The sequence below is a fragment of the Sporosarcina jiandibaonis genome, from assembly GCF_013184495.1.
GTDB lineage: Bacteria > Bacillota > Bacilli > Bacillales_A > Planococcaceae > Sporosarcina > Sporosarcina jiandibaonis.
In genome coordinates this window covers 82,642-100,241 of sequence record NZ_JAAOIY010000001.1, presented here as the reverse complement: position 1 = coordinate 100,241, position 17,600 = coordinate 82,642, and the positions used below count along the sequence as shown (strand labels likewise).

Genomic DNA, 17,600 nt, shown 5'->3' with positions numbered 1-17,600 from the left:
TGCCTTTAGTCACAATAATTCGCTTCTCTAGTTATCTACCATTTTTTGGAAGGATTGCATTTGAAAATGAAAACTAACCTTAGCGGTACACCGACTCGATTCGGCTATGAACTTATTCGGGATCATGTTTTGCCAAGCATTCTAGGTAATCATGAAGCTGAAATACTATATTGGGCAGGAAAAGAAATTGCGCGAAAGTTTCCGATATTTACCACCGAAGAACTCCCTTCCTTTTTTGTAGAAGCCGGATGGGGAACCTTAACGCTCGAAAAACTTTCAAAACACGAAGCCTTTTATAAACTAACAAACGACTCCTATTCATTGAAAATACAAGAACGGACATTTCATCTAGAATCTGGTTTTATTGCTGAACAGTATCAGAAAGTCAACGGAGTTCTCACCGAATGTTTCGCCGAACAAAACCATAAAGACGAATTCGTCCAATTTCACGTGAAGTGGGACTTGAAAACGAAAGTGTGAAAAAAGGAAGCATCTTTGATAGGATGCTTCCTTTTATTCATTCAGTATACTTTTGCAAGACTGAATCCTTCATGTAAAACAGCGACTGCTTTTTCCATGTCCGATCCAGGAATAACGACGGAAACTTTAATTTCGGATGTGCTGACCATTTTTATTGGAATTGAAGCATTTCGAAGAATATCGAACATCTTTGCCGCAACACCCGGATTGGATACCATTCCGCTTCCTACAATCGATACTTTCGCCAAACCGACTTCAAAATCAGCGCGGCGATAACCGAGTTCATTTTTGTTCATTTCCAATACATTTACTGCCTCTGCAAAATCTTCGTTTTTAATCGAAAAGGATACTGAAGGTTGCTCGCCTTCCATAATTGTTTGTACGATAATGTCGACATTAATATGATTTTCCGCAAGCTTCGTAAAGACATTTGCAAGCGATCCATTATACGGAATATCGTACATTACTGTAATGCGAACAATTTCTTTTTCAAAGGCGACACCACGCACGATAAGATTGTTTTCCAATTCGATTTCCTCCCTGATCAGAGTTCCAGCCCCGTCCATATGAGCTGGCCGTACTCGAAGTGTTAAATTATGATTTTTTGCGAACTCAATCGCCCTAGGATGAAGCACGCCTGCACCTAAATTTGCGAGTTCAAGCATTTCATCGTATGAAATTTCAAGAAGTTTTCGTGCATCGTCAATGACTCTTGGATCCGTCGTAAAGACCCCTTCAACATCTGTGTAAATATCACAACAAGATGCTTCGAGCGCAATTGCTACCGCTACCGCACTCGTGTCAGAGCCTCCCCGACCAAGCGTTGTCAATTCTCCTTGTTGGTCAATTCCTTGAAAGCCCGTTATGACAGCCACTCCGCCCGCTTCAAGTATTTTCAAGACTTTCTCTGGGTTTACATTTTCAATTCGCGCATTTCCATGAACAGACTCAGTTTGCATACCAGCTTGCCAACCGGTAAATGAGTTCGCAGGAATTCCTTTTGCTGAAATCGCCATTGCTAGCAAAGAGGCAGTCACTTGCTCGCCCGTCGATATCAACATATCGAGTTCACGGCGCTCTGCATTTGCGTTTATGCCATTCGCTAATGCTAGTAACTCATCCGTCGTTTTTCCCATTGCGGAAACGACCACCGCGACTTGTTTGCCTCGACGAACTTCATCAACAATCAACGAAGCCGCTCGCTCAATTCTTTCTTCATTTGCGACCGATGTTCCACCAAATTTCATAACTATACGTTCCAAAATTCCACCGACTTTCTCCTGTACGCAAAAACAGCCCCCATATGTATATGAGAGCTGGTCCGATTTGAGATTCGCTAAAGAAGCGTCTCCTTCGGGATAGCTCTCCAGGTAATAGTTCCTGACAAATTTCCGCTTCTTCAACGAAAATCCAGTAGGCGAATGCTGACAGGCAATCACTCACTTCGGCAAATACACCTTTCTACCCCACTCATCAGGCTGTCACCTTCATGGAATATACTCTTTGCATCCGCGCCTCTATCCTCACTAAGAGGGTTATTCATTTGTGAATAAACTTCAACTAGTGAAAAAAATTCAGTGCATTCACTTTATCACACTATTTATCACTTTGCAATTCTTCTTGAAAGTAGGTTTCAATTGATTCAGCTAAGTTCTTCGGCATCCCGGCTTCTCGAAGTTCTGCAGAAGAAGCTTCACGAATTTTCTTCACCGATCCAAAATGCTTAAGTAATTGCGTTTTTCTTTTTGGACCAATGCCAGGAATTTCATCGAGTACCGATGTAATTGAATTCGCGCCTCGTCGTTGCCGGTGAAAGGTAATAGCGAATCTATGCACTTCGTCTTGTATTCGCTGCAACAGATAAAATGCTTCGCTCGTACTTTTCAATGGGATGACTTCAATCGGATTTCCATATAGAAGTTGTGAAGTTTGGTGCTTATCGTCTTTTGCCAGTCCGGCAATAGGAATCGATAAATCAAGTTCATCCTCAAGTACGCCGCGCGCAGCCTCCATATGCCCTTTCCCGCCATCAATGACGATTAAATCCGGTAATGGCAATTCTTCTTTTAACACTCGAATATAGCGACGCCGAATGACTTCTCTCATCGCTGCATAATCATCATGCATCGCCGCAGTTTTTGTTTTATATTTCCGATAATCTTTTCTGTTCGGTTTCCCGTCCACAAATGAAACCATGGCAGAAACTGGATCTGCTCCGTATGTGTGCGAGTTGTCAAAAGCCTCGATTCGTAAAGGAACTGCAATGTTCATAGCTTCTCCGAGATCTTCACAGGCTCCGATTGTACGCGATTCTTGGCGCTCAATAAGTTGGAACTTTTCGGATAAAGATATTTTCGCATTTTTAGTCGCAAGATCAACCAGGCTTTTCTTCTTTCCTCGTTGTGGAATGTAGACATTAATGTCTAGTAATTGACGTACAATATCCGCATCAACCTTCGATGGAAGCAAGATTTCTCTCGGCTTTATATGATTCGATTTGGAATAAAACTGGCCAATAAATGTCAGCATTTCTTCCTCTGGATCTTGATAGATCGGGAAAATCGACACATCGCGCTCGATCAACTTTCCTTGTCGGACAAAGAAAACTTGAACACACATCCAACCTTTATCGACATGGTATCCAAAAATATCACGGTCTGTGAAATCGTTCATCGTCATCGTTTGTTTTTCCATGACCATTTCGATGTTCGTAATTTGATCTCGGTATTCTTTTGCTCGTTCAAATTCGAGTGATTCTGCCGCTGCATTCATTTTTACCGTTAATTCTTTTTTCACTTCTTTATATCCACCGTTTAAAAACCGGGTTATATTCAAAATCATTTCTTTATAGGTTTCTTCTTCAACTTCATTGATACAAGGGGCAAGGCATTGTCCGAGATGGTAGTACAAACATGCTCGATTCGGCAAAACTTCACATTTTCGATAAGGATAAATTCGATCGAGCAGTTTTTTTGTCTCGGTTGCCGCGAAAGCGTTCGGATACGGTCCAAAATACTTTCCTTTGCCTTTTTTAACGCGTCTTGTAATCACTAATTTTGGATGCCGTTCTGCCGTAATTTTCAAATACGGATATGATTTATCGTCTTTTAACATGACGTTATATTTAGGGTCATATTGCTTGATTAGATTTAATTCGAGAATAAGCGCTTCGATGTCTGATGATGTGATGATTGTTTCAAAATCGACAATTTCAGCGACAAGTCGTTGCGTTTTTCCATCGTGACTTCCTGTAAAGTAGCTTCGGACCCGTTGTTTCAATACTTTTGCTTTCCCAACATAAATAACTGTTCCTTGGCGATCTTTCATTAAATAACAGCCAGGGTGGTCAGGGAGAATCGCTAATTTTTCTTTTAAATAGTCTTTCATCTATATTTCACCTACTAAAAAACTGGGCACCTAAAGAGGAACCCAGTTTTGAATACTTTCTTGTTACGCGTGTTTTTCGATGAGTTGTGCAAGTGCTTCTTTTGGTTGGAAGCCGACAACTTTGTCAACAACTTCTCCGTCTTTGAATAAAAGAAGTGTCGGGATTGACATGATGCCATATTGACTTGCAGTCCCTTGGTTTTCATCTACGTCTACTTTTACAATCTTCGCTTTACCTTCAATTTCACCGTCAAGTTCTTCAAGAACTGGAGCAATCATTTTACATGGTCCGCACCAAGGTGCCCAGAAATCTACGAGTACTACGCCTTCTTCAATGTTTTGAGCGAAATCATTATCGCTTGCATTAATAATAGCCATTTAAAAAATTCCTCCTTTTATCTACAACTTCTCACTAATTGTAACATGCGACAAAATTAGACTCGACAGATATGCCTATAAGATAAAAAAACCGAGCACTTGAATAATGAATCCAAGCGCCCGGTCTAACTACAATAATTTAGTTAGCTAACTTTTTTCGCTTTTAACTTCTTTACTTCCTCAATCATCAACGGAATAACTTCGAATAGGTCTCCGACAATTCCGTAATCTGCAACTTTGAAGATTTCAGCTTCTGGATCTTTGTTGATCGCAACGATAATTTTGGAGTTGGACATACCAGCCATATGTTGGATGGCGCCTGAAATTCCTACACCGATGTAAAGGTCAGGCGTTATGACTTTACCTGTTTGACCAATTTGCAATGAATAGTCACAGTAATCCGCGTCGCATGCTCCGCGTGATGCACCAATTGCTCCGCCTAGTAAGTTTGCAAGTTCTTGAAGCGGTTCAAAACCTTCGGCGCTGCGCACGCCGCGGCCGCCCGCGACAACTACTTTAGCTTCGGACATATCTACGCCTTCAGTTGATTTACGAACGACTTCTGCAATAATTGTTCGCAAGTCTTTGATGTCTGCCTCTACAGAAGAAACATCGCCTGTGCGGCTTTCATCTTTTTCAAGCGTTGAAATGTTGTTTGGACGGATTGTCACGAATAACAAGCCTTCTTTAGATTTCACTTTTTCAAATGCTTTACCTGAATAGATCGGGCGGATAAAGACTGCATCGTCATCTTCGCCTTCTATAGCCGTAACATCTGAAATTAGTCCCGATGATAGTTTACTAGCGATTTTAGGAGAAAGATCTTTCCCTAATGCTGTATGACCAAAGACAATTGCCTCTGGACTTTCTTGCTCATAGACCGCCATAAAACCTTGGCTATACCCGTCTGATGTATATTGTTTCAAATTCGCATGTTCCACCGTCACAATTCGGTCTGCACCATATTGAATCATTTCCGACGCGAAGGATTGGACTGAATCGCCTAGCAATACACCGACGACTTCCCCTCCGCCAGAAATCTGTTTTGCAGCTGCAACCGCTTCCAAAGACACATTACGTAGAGCACCTTCGCGTGTTTCCCCTAGAACTAATACTTTTTTAGACATTTCCTTGTCCCTCCCAATTACGTTATCTCTATCCGATTAAATTACTTTAGCTTCATTTTTAAGCAAATCTACTAGTTCTTTCACTTGATCTGCAATTTCACCTTCCAGAACACGCCCTGCAGCTTTTGCAGCTGGCAAGAAGATTTCAATCGTTTCCGTTTTTGCTTCAACGTCATCTTCATCAAGGTCCAAATCATCAAGTTCAAGTTCTTCAAGCGGTTTTCTTTTCGCTTTCATAATGCCAGGAAGTGATGGGTAACGAGGTTCGTTCAACCCTTGCTGCGCGGTTACTAGGAGTGGCAGAGACGTTTCGATCATCTCCGAATCCCCTTCAACATCACGAACAATTTTCACGTCAGTTCCGTCAATTTCTAGTTTCGTAATCGTAGTTACATAGTTGATGTTCAACAATTCAGCAACGCGCGGTCCAATTTGTCCAGAACCACCGTCAATTGCGACATTTCCTGCGAGAATCAAATCTGGATCTTTATCCTTTAAGTATTCGCCAATGATTTTCGCAGCTGAAAATTCATCCATTTCATCTAAGTCATCTTCAGTGTTAATGAGAACTGCTTTGTCGGCGCCCATTGCCAATGCTGTACGAAGTTGTTTTTCAGCATCTTCATTTCCGATAGTCAATACCGTCACTTCGCCGCCGTGCTCATCGCGGACTGTAATGGCTTCTTCAATTGCGTACTCATCATATGGATTTATGATGAATTCCGCACCGTCGTCTGCAATTTCACCATTTTTGATTGTAATTCTTTCCTCAGTATCGAATGTGCGCTTAACTAATACATAAATGTTCATGTGTAACTACCCCCTCAGCTTTTTTCATCATTTCCCTGTAAAAACAGGTTCGCGTTTTTCCAAGAATGCTTGAATCCCTTCTTTGGCATCTTCAGTTACAAATACTTCACCAAATGATTCCGCTTCCGCTTTTACACCAGCATAGTACGACTCCGGTTTAGAAAACTGCAACATCTCCAATGCCGCTTTCACTGCGACCGGACTTTTCTTCGCAATTTTTCCTGCGAGCTCCATCGTCTTGGCTAGCAGTTCATCTTCCGGATAAGCCTGATTCGCTAAACCGAATTGAACGGCTTCTTTGCCCGTAATCGGCTCGCTCGTCAGCAGCATTTCCGCTGCTTTAGGCATGCCGACATATCGCGGCAAACGCTGTGATCCAGCAAACCCTGGAATCAGACCAAGTTGCAATTCCGGCAACCCGAGTTTTGCGGTTTCCGAGACAATTCGCATATGGCACCCCATCGCCAATTCCAGTCCTCCGCCTAATGCTGCGCCATGAATGGTTGCGATTACTGGTTTGTGGAAGCGCTCTAAACGCTCAAATACTGCTTGGCCGCTTGCGGCGAGTTTAGAGAATTCTTCACCAGAGGTAACTTCAGTAAATTCCTTAATATCCGCTCCGGCAGAGAAGAATCTTCCTTCCCCATGCAACACAATGACCCTCACCGAATCATCATCTTGCACCTGATCCAAAAGCGAATCCACTTCTAAAATCAAAGCGCGAGATAATGCATTTGCTGGCGGTCTATTAATTGTTGCAACAGCTACGCCATTTTCAACTTTTACCGATAGAAACTCCATTTCTCCCATTCCCCTTTACTAAATGATGATTTAAGCTTTCATCCCGTTTAAAAGAAGTCTATGTACTTCTGGGGATAGTTTCATTAAATCATACTTTTGATCATTCATCACCCAAGAAGTAATTGTTTCGTCAATTGTGCCAAATACCATTTGACGTCCCAGCCTTACATCAAGCGTACTGGACAACTCGCCATTTTTAATGCCTTCCAATAAAATGACATCTAACAAATCCAGGTAGTCCTTCAATACTTCACTAATTCGAAGACGAAGTTTCTTACCTGATTGTCTGAGTTCTAATTGCGTAACAATTGCCAGGTGGCGATCTTCGTGAAGAACGCGGAAATGGTTTGTGATCATTTTCAGCAAGCGTTCAGAAGTGTCCAAGTCTTTATCTAACACTTCTTGTAAATTCGTTGTAAAAATCGCCATTTTTTCTCTAAATACGGAAATCAAAATATCTTCTTTGTTTTTAAAGTAAAGATAAATCGTGCCGTCCGCAACGCCCGCTTCTTTTGCGATTTTTGAAACTTGCGCTTGATGGTAACCGTTTTCAGCTATTACAATAACAGCGGCATCAATAATTTGTTTATATTTTGGACGATCGCGTTTCACTATTTTTCATCACCACCAAAAAAAGAGAATATGAATGATGATTCATTCATATTCTCATATTAATATTTATTTTCTGTTTAGTCAAGCTTTACATCAGGAGCTAATCAACTCTTCACCCAATTTACTCTTTTCTTCTTCAATAAGTGTTCTTCTCAATATTTTACCAACCGCAGTTTTCGGCAACTCTTTACGGAATTCATAGGACCGCGGAACTTTGAATGCTGCAAGTTGTGAACGACAGTAATTGTCTAATTCCTCTTCGGTCACGGAAGCCCCTTCTTTCAACACAATATAGGCTTTTACGGTTTCTCCCCTATATGGATCAGGAATACCCGCGACGACACATTCCAATATCGCATCATGTTCATACAATATTTCTTCTATTTCTCTCGGATAAATATTAAAACCGCCTGCGATTATCATATCCTTTTTTCGGTCAACAATATAGAAATATCCTTCTTCATCCATATACCCTAAATCGCCCGTTAAAAACCATCCATCGCGGAACGTACTTTCCGTGTCTTCGGGTTTGTTCCAGTAACCTCTCATGACTTGAGGACCCTTTACCGCAATTTCCCCTATTTCACCCGGAGCTAATGGTTCATTAGACTCTGGCCCCAGTATACATGAGTCTGTGTCCGGCCACGGAACACCTACTGAACCCTTTATTCGTTCATCTTTCCCTGCCCACACGAAATTCGCATGCGATACCGGGGATGTTTCGGTTAGGCCATATCCTTCAACGAGTTTACCGCCTGTAACTTTTTCAAACTTGGCTTGCACATCAACCGGTAGTGCCGCCGATCCACTAATACAAGCTTTAATGGATGACAAATCATATTTTGCAATATCAGGATGGTTTAATAATCCAATATAAATCGTCGGAGCGCCCGGGAATAATGTTGGTTTTAGCTTGTCAATCGTTTTCAATGCCGAATCAATATCGAACTTTGGCAATAAGACCATTTTATTAGATAGCATAACGGTTAAAACCAACACTGTCGTCATGCCGTACACGTGGAAAAAAGGTAGAATTCCCATGACAGTTTCTTCGCCTTCTTCGGTATTATAAAGCCATGCTTGGCACATCGTCGCATTCGAGATTAAATTCTTATGCGTTAGCATGACTCCCTTCGGCGGGCCTGTTGTTCCGCCCGTGTATTGAAGAAGAGCGACATCTTCATTGAAATTAAATGTTGTTCGAATTGGATTCGGCTTCGCGATTTTCATGATTTCTGTATATAAGTGATTAATACCGCGATGTTCGACTTTCACTAAAAGCCCGTATTCCCTTTTTTGGATAAACGGATAAATCAGGTTTTTAGGGAATGGCAAATAGTCTTTTATCCCCGTTACGATTACATGTTCCAATGAAGTTTCTTTCACTATATTTGAAACTCTCGGATACAGAATATCTAATGCGATAATCGCCTTAGCGCCCGAGTCAACCATTTGGTATTTAAGTTCACGTTCCGTATAAAGCGGATTGGTCTGAACAATTACCCCTCCGCAATAAAGGATGCCGAAATAGGCGATTGCATTTTGCGGGCAGTTAGGCAACATGATTGCTACCCGATCTCCCTTTTCAATTCCGATAGAACGCAAATAATTAGCAAACTTTAAAGCAGAATCATAGAATTCTTTGTATGAAATGTCTTTACCTAAAAAATGAATTGCAGTTTTGTCTGGATTCTTCGTGCCTGCCCTAGTCAAAAACTCCTGAAGCGGAATCTTTTCATATTCTAGCGTTTTCGGTATTTCTGGAGGGTATAAATCCAACCAAGGCTTTGTCGACATTGTATGACCCCTTTCATTTTCTATTTTAGAATATTCCTACACTTTCCATTATAGACGTTAATGAAAGTGCTTACAAATACATTATTCACTGCATAGTAAAAAATGCCTTGACCTAAATTCATGGTCAAGGCATTATATTATTTAGCCAGCCAGTAAATCCCGACAATTACAAATAAAACACAAGCAACGATTAATATTTTTGATAGTTTTTCCATGTTTTCTTGGCTCCTATGAAATACTTGCTCCAATAACAAACGATAGTCCAACAGAAATTGTCAAGGATATGAATCCGACCGATCGATTATCAGCTTCAATTTCTTTATCTACATTGAACTTCGGTGTTAAGAATTCAAATAATATATATGCGAATACGAGTAATGTAAAACCGAAAAATCCCCAACCAATCATTTCAACAAGCGAGTTATGCCTTGAAATGGAGTAATGGAAAATATTGGCAACCCCGAAAATCTTTCCTCCGGTCGCAAGTGCGACCGCAATATTTCCTTTTTTTATTTGTTCCCAGTTATTATATTTAGTTACAAGTTCAAATAAAACCATCGTTACAATAATACAAAGAACGACAACACTGAAATACCCAGCCGTTTCAACGAGTGGATTGCTCCAGAACCCGGATTTTTGCATGAATTATGGCTCCTTTATAAATGCTTTCTCTCGTATACGGATACAGAGTGAAAAGGTTTCGTTTTTAATTTATTATTTTAATTCCACGACGGTAACACCGAAACCGCCTTCACCAGCTTCGCCGAATCGATAACTTTTAACGCGGGAATGCGTTTTTAAATATTGTTGAACCCCTTGCCTTAGAGCACCTGTTCCTTTACCGTGGATAATTGAAACTTGATGATAATTTGCTAATAATGCGTCGTCAATATATTTTTCAGTTTTATAAATGGCATCTTCATAACGCTCACCGCGCAAATCCAGTTCGAGTTTTACAGCACTTCGTCCTCGTATAGTTGAAGTAGCGACAGGTTGTTTTTCTTTTTTTGGTTTGACATATTCAAGACCTGATTCTTTAATATTCATTTTCAAAATACCGATTTGAACGATCCATTCCGTATTTGAAATTTTTTCAAGAAGCGTGCCTTTTTGACCGTATTGCAGGACTTGAACTTCATCTCCGACTTTAAGCGGCCTTTCCATTGTTTTCGGTTGGATTTTCACATTCTTTTCTTGTGATGGCGTTGCGTCTTCCAGTCGTTTTCGGGCATCGATAAATTCATGTTCTTTTATGCTAGCCTGTGCGTTCAATTGCATAGCGCGTAAATCAGAAATGACGGCCTCTGCTTCGCGTTTAGCGTCTTCAACCAATTTCCTGGCTTTTTCTTTCGCCTTTTCCTCGAGTTTTGCTTTCATTTGTTCAAAACTCGCTAACTCTTCTTCGAGTTCTTTTTTCAATCGTTCTGTTTCAAGTAAGATTTCATGCGTTTCATCTGCATCTTTTTCTGACCTGATACGGCTGTCTTCGAGAGAGGCTATCATGGATTCGACTTCACCACGGTTAGTTCCCGTAAATGATTTAGCTCGTTCAATTATATGTTCGCTTAATCCGAGCCGCTGGGATATTTCGAACGCGTTGCTTCGTCCTGGAACGCCTATTAAAAGCCGATATGTCGGACTTAATGTATCGATATCGAACTCCACACTTGCGTTAGCGATGCCGGGACGGTTATACCCATATGCTTTCAACTCGGGATAATGCGTTGTAGCCATCACGCGAGCGCCGCTGCCGTGAACTTCGTCTAATATAGAAATCGCTAGGGCGGCACCTTCTTGCGGATCTGTTCCGGAACCAAGCTCGTCAAATAAAATCAGTGAACGATCATCGTATTTCTTCAAAATATCGACGATGTTGACCATTCTTGAGGAGAAAGTACTCAGACTTTGTTCAATAGATTGTTCATCTCCGATATCTGCATACACGGAATCGAATACTGCCACTTCTGAGCCATCTAACGCTGGAATAGGCAACCCCGATTGCGCCATCAATGTGCATAAGCCCACGGTTTTTAATGTGACTGTTTTTCCACCCGTGTTTGGCCCTGTAATGACGATTGTCGTAATGTCCGTACCGAACTCGATATTATTCGCGACAGCTTCGTCAACCGGAATAAGTGGATGAGTGGCTAGCGCTAGTCGAATTCTTCCTTCGTTATTCACTTCAGGTTTTGTGTATTTATTGGCCGTACCGTACTTCGCTTTTGCTAGAATGACATCTATTTCGGACAGGATTGCGACGAGTAGAAATAAATCATGCGCAACTTCTTGTACGAGTTCTGATAACTCGGTTAAAATCTTTTCAATTTCTTCTTGTTCTTGCATCTTCAGGTTCCTGATTTCATTATTCGCCTGCACGACTGCATCCGGCTCTATAAAGAGTGTTTGTCCAGATGAAGACATGTCATGAATGACGCCGCCGTAATGCGAACGGTATTCAGATTTTACCGGAATCACGAAACGGTCATTACGAATGGTGACGATTGCATCCGAAAGCATTTTCGCTGCATTTTTTCCACGCGTATAGCTTTCAAGTCGCTCGCGAACCCGGCTTTCTTGAGTGCGTAGTCCTTGTCGAATGGATCGTAGCTTACTTGAGGCACTATCGATAACATGACCATTATCATCAATCGCATGGTTGATACTATGTTCCAACGACGTCACAATCGGCATCGCTTCTTTTTTCTCTAGAAAATGCGGAATGTCAATATCTTCATCCGCATCGACAGACTCTATGAATTGGCGAAGTATTCGACTTGCACGAATCGTGTTCGAGATTTCCATCAATTCATAGGCGCTCAGCATCCCGCCCATTTGCGCGCGTTTTGCATGAGGTCTTATGTCTTTAATGCCGCCCATCGGAACATTTCCGCGCACGCGTAAAATTGCCAGTCCTTCGTCAGTTTCTTCTAACAACTTAACTACTTCTTCGTAGTTGCTCACTGGTGTCAATTTTTCAATATTAGAACGTCCAGCAGCAGAGGTGCAGTGTTCAGCCACTAATGCCCGTATTTTATCGAACTCGAGTGTTTTTAAGACACGGCTTTCCAATGTCTTACACTTCCCTTCACTTTTCAATTATTTCAGAAATGAATTTCTCCAATGGCCAAGTATTTACTACTGTTTCTTTTTTCAGCCATGCTTTCTGTCCGTAATTAACGCCCGTTTCCATAAACCTTAGCGTATCTATCGCATGAGCGTCCGTGTTAATAGCAATTTTCACGCCGGTTTCTTGCGCTTGAATAAGATATTCGATAGCCAAATCAAGTCTGTGCGGATTTGCATTTAATTCCAAAATCTTATTATACTTTTTGGCCCATTTAATAAGTTGGGGAACGTCTGGATTATACCCGTCTCGTTGACCGATAATACGGCCGGTCGGGTGCGCAATCATATTGACGTGCGGATTTTTCATCGCCGCGTGAAGACGCTCCATGATTTGTTCTTGGGGTTGGTTGAAGCTTGAATGGATTGACGCTATCACAAAATCTAGTTCGCTTAATAATCCATCGTCAAAATCAAGCGTCGCATCCGGCAATATATCCATTTCAGTGCCGCAAAAGATTTCTATGTCGTCGTATTCTTCATTTAACGAGCGGATTTCATCGATTTGTTCTCGAACTCGTTCGGGAGTCAGGCCGTTTGCAACTCGTAAAAATTGAGTATGATCTGTAATAACGATGTGAGAATAGCCGATTGCACGACTCGCCTCGACCATTTCGCGTATGGAATGCGCACCGTCTGACCAAGTCGTATGCATATGCAAATCCGATCGAATATCTTCAATGTGAACGAGGCCCGGTATTTCATCCACTCGATCCAACTCTTTACCATTTTGTCTTAGCGTTGGCGGAATGAATGGCAAGCCGAAATGATTGAAGAATTGCTCCTCAGTTTCAAACGTGGCTACATTACCTTCTTCGTCTTCAACACCATATTCACTAATCTTAAGCCCTTTTGATTTAGCCAGTTGACGAAGGGCTACGTTATGGTCTTTAGACCCTGTGAAATGATGGATGGCCGTAGCGAATTGTTCATCTTTCATAAAACGAAAATCCGCATCTATCGGATCGTCCATATCTATAGTAACGGAAAGCTTGGCATCTCCTGCTGCAATCTTCTCTAGAATAGGCAAAGATGCTAGCAATTTTTCGCGAACAACAGAAGGCTCATCAGTCACAAGAATAAAATCGACATCGCTGCTTTCTTCTTCAGTTCTGCGATAACTGCCCGCAACAGAGAATCGTGTAATCTCTGGGATTTCTTTAATTCTCGCTTCTACGAGGTGAACGACTTTTTCCATTTTCCAATGCGGAAATTTACCTTGTCGCGTTCCAAAGGCTTCAATTGCAGCCAAGATATTTTCTTCAGTTTTTTTACCGAAACCTGGAACTTTTCGTACAGTACCTTCAAGACATGCCTCATGAAGTGATTCGATTGACTCAATCCCAATGGTTTCCCGTAATTTCGCGATTCTCTTCCCGCCAAGACCTGGAATTTTCAAAAGCGGGACAAGTCCTTTCGGAACGGTTTCTTCTAATTCATTTAAAAGATCAGATTCACCTTTTTCCATTAAATCAGTGATGACTGCCCCGGTTCCTTTCCCTATGCCTTTTAACTTTAATATATCGTCCATTTCGGATAAGCTTCGAGAGTCAAGTTCAAGCACATTGGCAGCTCGTCTAAAAGCGCCTACTTTAAAATGGTTTTCACCTAGTAATTCCATGTACATGGCAATTTTTTCAAATGTTTGTATGATTTTCTTTTTATTCACATGAATTCCTCCCGTTCCCGAAAAAACTTCCCTCCTATTTTGAAGGGGGAAGTTTTAACTTTTATAAATATACCACCATTTTTTCACGGTTTCTGAAAACCATGGCGTATGTTCAAACATCGCATCTGCAAGAATTGATTTATCAATAATAACTTGGACAAATTCAACTGGAATCATAATAGCTAAGTAAAGTACTAGGAAGATGAGTATATAAAACTCGATAAATCCTAATACTGCACCTGAAAGTCTTGCAATAAAACCAAGCACAGGCAGGAACTTTAAAAAGTCGAACATCGATGCTATGAGCTGCAAGCCGAATTTCACGACTATAAAAATGAGTACGAATGCAAGTAAGTTATAAAATGTTTCATCTAAATCAAGCTCGCCCACAACGAATGATAACTTTGAATCTGCAGTAACGCCTGGATACGGAATCCATAAAACAAACTTTTCGGCAAGTTGTTTATAATATAGAAATGCTATGACTAAGGCTGCGATAAAACCTGTCATATGTATTAATTGGACGATTAAGCCCCGACGGAATCCTGTAATAAGACCCGCTAAAAGGAGAAAAATAATTAGTAAATCTAGCATGTAGCAGTCAACCCTTCAACTTTTTCAATTGGATTTCCATTTGTTCAACTTGCTCTTTTAATTTAAGATAATCATGTACACTATTAACAGCAGCTAATACCGCAATCTTTGTACTATCAAGATTTGGATTATGCGAACTGATTTCCCTCATTTTATCATCAACGATTGAGGCGACTTGACGCATATGGAAACTTGTTTCCTTACCGACCATTTTGTAAGTTTGACCATAAATATCGACGTCAATCCGTGTTTTTTCTTTATCTGCCAAGGACTGGACACCCCCTGTGAAACTCTGTTTCTAATCATACCATGAAATGCATTTGTTTGTGAATTAAGTCGACGAAAGGAAGTAGAAAATATATGGGTAATCAAGTAATTCAAATTAGCAATGAAGAAATGAAAAATATCATGAATCATTATGCAACATCAAAGATTACTAGAAATGCACCAGGCGTTATCTTTGCGGCGAAAATATCTGATACAGCAATCACCGCCTATAAATCTGGGAAAGTATTATTTCAAGGCGCGGGTGCTGATCGAGAGGCGGCACGGTGGGGCCCCGTGAGCCCCGGGGGGCCCCTCCCCGCTACAAAAAAAACAACAGCATCGATTTCCAAGGGAGATAAGTTACCTGCTAATTTTGCCGAACTTTCTGTTCTCGGATCCGATGAAACAGGAACAGGCGATTTTTTCGGACCTGTTACAGTAGCCGCTTGCTTCGTTCGCGCTGACCAAATTGAACTCGTGCGTGAACTCGGTGTAAAAGATTCCAAACAACTGACTGATGACGCCATGCGAAGAATCGCTCCCGATTTACAAGCGACACTGATTCATAGCGTTCTTACCTTGGGCAATGTGAAATACAACGAGGTCCAACAACAAGGAAATTCGCAAGGGAAAATTAAAGCGCTCCTCCATAATCAGGCGCTAAAACATGTCCTCCGTAAAATGAATGGAGAAAAACCTGATTATATTCTAATCGACCAATTTGCCCAACGCGGCGTTTATTATAATCATTTGAAATTAGAACCTGAAATCATTCGTGAAAATGTGTTGTTGTCGACAAAAGCAGAAGGGCTTCACTTATCGGTCGCTGCTGCATCTATCATCGCGCGTGTTGCGTTTCTAGAGGAAATGGATCGACTGAGTGCGCTAGCGGGCATTACCTTGCCAAAAGGCGCCGGCCCGCGGGTTGATGAAGTGGCTGCTCGAATTTTATTGAAAAGCGGGACTGAAGCTTTGAAAAGCATGACAAAATGGCATTTTTCAAACGCAAGAAAAGCGCAACAAATTGCAAATAAGAAAAGATTGTAACTATATTTCTGTGTAGCCGAACTAATCAGAAAGGAGGTTTGATTAGTGAAAAACATAATTTATCTGGTTGCACTTGTTTTTGTATTAGTAGCATGCGGTACGAGCAACAACGGTAGTGGTTCGGCTATTAAGGATTCCCTGCCGCCGCCGGAAAATCAAGTTGAAGAAGGAGATTTTGTTTATCGTTTATTCACTGAGAAAGATGTTTATGATGAGTTTGGCGATTTAGCAATTTTTGCTGAATTAACGTATGTTGGCGATGAAGAATCTATCGACATTTTTCATGGCGGCTCTGCTTTCCACTTTCCGTTTGTAGAAAGAACTAGGGAATTTGATGTCGGTTATGCCATGAATGAACCACTTCTGACAACAACGCTCATAAAAGATGAGCCCTTACGTGAAAAATACGCTTTTGCGGGTGGATACAGTGATGAAGATACAGAAGAATTTCAGCAGTTTGTCGAAACGATCATTGAAAAAGGTTTCCCAGAGGGCGAGTATATCATGAATGGATCCGCCCAGTTTTATCTAAATGATCCAGCATTTACAACGAATGACAAGAAATATAATATGAATGCCTCGATTGGTTTTACAGTTGTGAAAGGTGTGAAATAATGAAATTCGCTTCGGGCATTTACCGAAGCGAATTTCATTTTCACTTATTTTCCTCTAACCAAACAGTAAGCACGTCTTCTTTAAAATTTTTAATGACAAACCATCTTTCTTCTTCCTCTGACATAATGCCGTAAGCTTTCCCGATTGTTCCTCCTTGCAGTTTCCAAATGGTGTTATGGTCTTTATCCACTCGACTAAAGTCCCCATCTTTCCATCTACTGACAATTGGCAGAAGTACGTCTTTTCGTGGATAGTCATTAGCATCAATAATTTCGTATATAATATCAATATGTTCTTGAATCATAGGAATGGCCCCCCATTTTTCACCGGCCTGGATTTTCTGGTGTGTCATTTGATGCATGACAGCCATGATTTCTGATTGAGTAGACGAATGAGTAATAAGCAATTCAGTTTGAGCACCAGAAATCTTTTTCGAATGAACCGAATTCCCTTTTGAAATATCCTCCTCACTTGCTACAACTTTTTCATCTTTGATATCTTTGTTGAAATACCAATTTCCCCCTAAACTTAATCCCCCGAGAATGAGTATAACTGCGAATGAAATTAAAAATTTTTTAATGGTTATCTTCCTCCAATAAAATATATAGCGCTTGTTATTTCAATCCAAGTATTGCCAATTATAAACTAATATATGAACATTTGAAATACTTTTCACACTCTCTATTCTTCACCAATACTCCATTTCCTTTAAATAAAGCTATATTATTGAATTAAATCTACTCAAACATCAAAAAAGCAGCCACGGCTATCTGGCAGCTTTTTTCACTTAAAATTACATTAAGAAAAAAATATAAATTCCGGCAAAATTTGCAAGGATATGGGTGGCACTAATCTTTTTCCATTACTCCTCAATACCATACCATCCCCCATAT

At 40.9% G+C, this 17,600-nt stretch carries 17 protein-coding genes and 1 riboswitch; of the genes, 3 read left to right on the top strand and 14 right to left on the bottom strand.

The window, feature by feature from the left end:
• Positions 1–66: 66 nt before the first annotated feature.
• Complete coding sequence (locus tag G8782_RS00500) at positions 67–480, top strand: YslB family protein (RefSeq protein ID WP_172370162.1); 414 nt, start codon at positions 67–69, stop codon at positions 478–480.
• Positions 481–521: 41 nt separating this feature from the next.
• Here the strand turns inward: G8782_RS00500 and G8782_RS00495 are convergent, their stop codons facing one another.
• The 13 genes from G8782_RS00495 to zapA form a co-directional block, all read right to left on the bottom strand.
• Positions 522–1,742, bottom strand: a complete 1,221-nt coding sequence (locus G8782_RS00495; protein ID WP_172368964.1) for an aspartate kinase — start codon at positions 1,740–1,742, stop codon at positions 522–524.
• An 89-nt stretch (positions 1,743–1,831) separates the two neighbouring features.
• Positions 1,832–2,008, bottom strand: a riboswitch (Lysine riboswitch).
• 68 nt (positions 2,009–2,076) lie between these two features.
• Positions 2,077–3,867 (bottom strand): excinuclease ABC subunit UvrC, encoded by a 1,791-nt coding sequence (uvrC, locus tag G8782_RS00490; protein WP_172368963.1) that lies wholly within the window; start codon positions 3,865–3,867, stop codon positions 2,077–2,079.
• Between the two features lie 63 nt (positions 3,868–3,930).
• Complete coding sequence (gene trxA, locus G8782_RS00485) at positions 3,931–4,245, bottom strand: thioredoxin (RefSeq protein WP_172368962.1); 315 nt, start codon at positions 4,243–4,245, stop codon at positions 3,931–3,933.
• A 143-nt stretch (positions 4,246–4,388) separates the two neighbouring features.
• Positions 4,389–5,372 carry an electron transfer flavoprotein subunit alpha/FixB family protein gene (locus tag G8782_RS00480; RefSeq protein ID WP_172368961.1) on the bottom strand — a complete coding sequence of 328 codons (984 nt, stop codon included), beginning with the start codon at positions 5,370–5,372 and terminating at the stop codon, positions 4,389–4,391.
• Between the two features lie 36 nt (positions 5,373–5,408).
• Positions 5,409–6,182: an electron transfer flavoprotein subunit beta/FixA family protein gene (locus G8782_RS00475; protein ID WP_172368960.1), complete on the bottom strand. Its 774-nt coding sequence runs from the start codon at positions 6,180–6,182 to the stop codon at positions 5,409–5,411.
• Between the two features lie 27 nt (positions 6,183–6,209).
• The gene (locus G8782_RS00470) at positions 6,210–6,983 is read right to left on the bottom strand and encodes an enoyl-CoA hydratase (RefSeq protein ID WP_172368959.1); all 774 of its coding nucleotides are present in this window, start codon (positions 6,981–6,983) and stop codon (positions 6,210–6,212) included.
• Between the two features lie 30 nt (positions 6,984–7,013).
• Positions 7,014–7,595 carry a fatty acid metabolism transcriptional regulator FadR gene (fadR, locus tag G8782_RS00465; RefSeq protein WP_172368958.1) on the bottom strand — a complete coding sequence of 194 codons (582 nt, stop codon included), beginning with the start codon at positions 7,593–7,595 and terminating at the stop codon, positions 7,014–7,016.
• A 93-nt stretch (positions 7,596–7,688) separates the two neighbouring features.
• A complete protein-coding gene (locus tag G8782_RS00460; protein WP_172368957.1) occupies positions 7,689–9,392 on the bottom strand; it encodes a long-chain-fatty-acid--CoA ligase in 1,704 nt (567 codons plus the stop codon).
• 228 nt (positions 9,393–9,620) lie between these two features.
• A complete protein-coding gene (locus G8782_RS00455; protein ID WP_172368956.1) occupies positions 9,621–10,034 on the bottom strand; it encodes a DUF350 domain-containing protein in 414 nt (137 codons plus the stop codon).
• Positions 10,035–10,106: 72 nt separating this feature from the next.
• Entirely contained in the window at positions 10,107–12,461 is a 2,355-nt protein-coding gene (locus G8782_RS00450; protein ID WP_172368955.1) for an endonuclease MutS2, read from the bottom strand.
• Positions 12,462–12,477: 16 nt separating this feature from the next.
• The gene (gene polX, locus G8782_RS00445; RefSeq protein ID WP_172368954.1) at positions 12,478–14,184 is read right to left on the bottom strand and encodes a DNA polymerase/3'-5' exonuclease PolX; all 1,707 of its coding nucleotides are present in this window, start codon (positions 14,182–14,184) and stop codon (positions 12,478–12,480) included.
• A 54-nt stretch (positions 14,185–14,238) separates the two neighbouring features.
• The gene (locus tag G8782_RS00440; protein ID WP_172368953.1) at positions 14,239–14,778 is read right to left on the bottom strand and encodes a CvpA family protein; all 540 of its coding nucleotides are present in this window, start codon (positions 14,776–14,778) and stop codon (positions 14,239–14,241) included.
• A gap of 7 nt (positions 14,779–14,785) precedes the next feature.
• A complete protein-coding gene (gene zapA / locus G8782_RS00435; RefSeq protein ID WP_172368952.1) occupies positions 14,786–15,046 on the bottom strand; it encodes a cell division protein ZapA in 261 nt (86 codons plus the stop codon).
• A 92-nt stretch (positions 15,047–15,138) separates the two neighbouring features.
• Between zapA and rnhC the strand changes: the two genes are divergently transcribed.
• Positions 15,139–16,092 carry a ribonuclease HIII gene (gene rnhC / locus G8782_RS00430; protein WP_172368951.1) on the top strand — a complete coding sequence of 318 codons (954 nt, stop codon included), beginning with the start codon at positions 15,139–15,141 and terminating at the stop codon, positions 16,090–16,092.
• A 45-nt stretch (positions 16,093–16,137) separates the two neighbouring features.
• Positions 16,138–16,707 (top strand): hypothetical protein, encoded by a 570-nt coding sequence (locus G8782_RS00425; RefSeq protein ID WP_172368950.1) that lies wholly within the window; start codon positions 16,138–16,140, stop codon positions 16,705–16,707.
• Between the two features lie 40 nt (positions 16,708–16,747).
• On the opposite strand, the gene G8782_RS00420 is transcribed toward G8782_RS00425, so the two are convergent.
• A complete protein-coding gene (locus G8782_RS00420; RefSeq protein ID WP_281357898.1) occupies positions 16,748–17,059 on the bottom strand; it encodes a DUF6241 domain-containing protein in 312 nt (103 codons plus the stop codon).
• Positions 17,060–17,600 lie beyond the last annotated feature (541 nt).